Origin of the sequence: Vibrio eleionomae, from assembly GCF_009874545.1 — a bacterium.
GTDB lineage: Bacteria > Pseudomonadota > Gammaproteobacteria > Enterobacterales > Vibrionaceae > Vibrio > Vibrio nitrifigilis.
The window spans coordinates 1-2920 of record NZ_WEKT01000114.1 but is presented as its reverse complement, the minus strand read 5'-3'; the positions used below and the strand labels follow the sequence as shown (position 1 = coordinate 2920).

The window sequence follows — 2920 nt, the reverse complement described above, 5'->3', positions numbered from 1 at the left end:
GTCATAATAAGGAACTTGTTGATCATCATGATCAATTAACTTATTGTGAGTTAAGGTTTATTTGATGATGGTAAACTGAGCGACTCTTCAAAAATAACCTTTTCTACAGGCCTTTAAAACCAAGGGGTTTCATGCGTTTGCCCTGTCCCCAATAATTGGCACATCCAATTATTGGGGTGAAGTCTAAATCAATCGCAACATTTTAATTATTCAGTATTTAGCAGTACAAATAAAGATTAACTATCTAAATTATGCCGCTTCTAAGAACGTATGATCACAATCACTCATATCAGCTCCTGAACAGGGCAGATGACGAGTTTACCTTTTGATTTCTGCAAATATATCATTTTTAAAATCAGTATATTTGATAGTAATTTTCCACGTCAAACCTCACGAATTACTACATTACTGACTGTCTGTACTCTTCTTTAAGTTTTGTCATAACTGGATGATTTGTATAATCTCTCTCTTTTTTCAATTCATACTTATCAATTAAGGGAATTCTATCTGATATTCTATCTATAACCGATAATTTGTCTTCTGAACCGAACAAAAAATTGTTAGTAAAATCCGGGTTACTCGTAAGATAAAACTTATTATTTCCCTCTATATCAAAAATCATCATATGATCGTCAAAAAAAACAAACTTCTCTTGGAACTCTTTTCTAAAATTCACTTGCTTAAATGATAATAATGCTGATGCGCCCATACCAAAAAACGCTAATGGGCCAACATAAAAAAGGGCGATAAAGCAGACCAGCACTCCAAACCACCCGATTCCTCTTGCTACTTTATAACATACTTCTGGTATATCTTGAGTATATCTACAATGAATACCAGATTTTTTTATATCATACTCATATAAAATATTGGCTAAAGCCAAGTATCTCATAAATAAAAATCCAAATATATTAAAAAATAAATAAATAAATATTTCTAGAGTATAATCTCCATCTTTAACAATTGTGAATATATATTCAGGCAACGATATAAACACAAATAAAACTAGATTTATACCAAATAATATACTACCGCTTTTTTTAAATTCATCTCGCCATGTTATAGGTCGGTCTACTTTTGAAATATTATTTTTTTTATCATTTTCTTTCGCGTCTTTAAGTGTGTAATCATAGCTACATGCAGAGTACATTATGTCATCACCACCAGCCCATCGAGATGGATAGCTTATAAATACTGTCACCTTTTCACTGAAGGTACCTGGTAATTCTATATTAAATATAGGGTTTCCGTTTTCAAATTTTTTAGTCCATTTCCCTTCCTTTATATCATTGTAATTGAGAGTTTTTGGTATGTGATTCATATCACGCTCCCCTAATACGATTTTTATATTAACAAATTTATCTTCCAAAAATTTAGGTACCTCTATTGCCAATTTCCACTGACCGGTGGTCAATGTTTGAGGTCGATATTTAGATATACGATGTTCATTTATTTTTTGTAATTCAACAATCGGTTTGTGATAAATTTCATCTAATTTACCCATTTCCACAGCTTTAGACCAACCGAGAGGCTTTGTCCCCCAAGTGGAGTTTCTTACCCATTTAGTCACTTCACCTAGCGCAATACTCGATAAAATCATACTGACTATAATATATCCAATACCAGCAACCGCTATTACACCACTAAACCAAGGAAGTGTTAAAGCCCCAATTGCACTACTACCACTAAAGTAAAGTCCTAAGCTATATATTGATAACACTCCCCCTATAACCGTAGTTACCAATTTTATAGAATATAAATATTTTTCAATATCTGTGTTTTCATTATTTCTAGCTTGTAAAAGGCTGTCGAATGATTCTGAAAATGAGGCTAAAATCATGGTGACTTCTACCAATATGATCCGTTTAACTAGCGCTCTTGCCAAAATCATTTCTTGGGTTCTTACACCCGTTTTTAAGCCTTTTTCTAACAAAGATTTGCGAGTTTCGTTAGTTAGTTCAGGCATTAAAGAATTCACTTTCTTTTCAAAAAGTGTCTTATTTACCATAGAAAAGGCATTTACTGTCCATAAAGAAACATAGAGCATTTCTCTATCCGCAGGATCTTCCATAAGACCTTTTTCTGGGTCATTTTTCTTACTGTAATTAGATGTAACATAAATCAGCTTTATAGCTGAAAATAATGAGAGTACAGTTGCCATACCTCCCATTTTATCTAAGTAAGAGGCTCCAACTTTTATTGATTTATCAAAGTATGACTTAAAGGAGGTATTCCATAATTTTTTAAAGTTATTATTGAGGTCACTATCTTTAAATTTTATTGGTAGTTCCAAAGAAAATATAAGTTTAGATCTTTCTTTTGCGTAATTTAGAGATTCATATACATTATTTAATAAATTATTATAATGTTTATTATCTATAATATTATTTTTTAACTTGATATTAAGTTTATTTACTTCAGATTTTAATTTTCTGTCTAAAATGGAAATTTTATTCTTGATATCATTATTAAAGTTTTTAATCGATTCATCATATTCAATAGTAAAATTGTTCTTAAATGCATGGAGTATTGATAAACCTCTTAAATGAGAAGCTATCTTATTAGATGCTATAGTATATGCATTTTTAGATTCACCTATAATAGATGAACAAAAATGGACGGCCTCATTAATTTTATCCCAAATATCTACAATAGATCCTTTCATAATATTTTTTAAATTCTCAGCCACTCGTAATGTAGGAGCTGATACAGCCAAAAAATATTTGCTATTCAAGACATTGGGATCTTTAAAAAAATCCCATATTTTTCCTAATGTTCCCATAAACATTTCTAGATCAGAAGGATTCGAAAGGTTTAGTGTAGTGTTGTTATTCAATATCTCTTTTTTAAATTCATTAAATGCATCAGCTAGCTCTTTAGAGCCACCTACTGGTGATGTAGATATTAGGTTATTAGCAGC

Annotated in this window: 1 protein-coding gene; it reads right to left on the bottom strand. The window is 30.9% G+C overall.

All coding sequences use genetic code 11. From position 1 onward, the window contains the following. Positions 1–400: 400 nt before the first annotated feature. Positions 401–2920 (bottom strand): YesL family protein (locus F9817_RS23620; RefSeq protein WP_486679368.1); only part of this gene is annotated, 2520 nt, incomplete at its 5' end.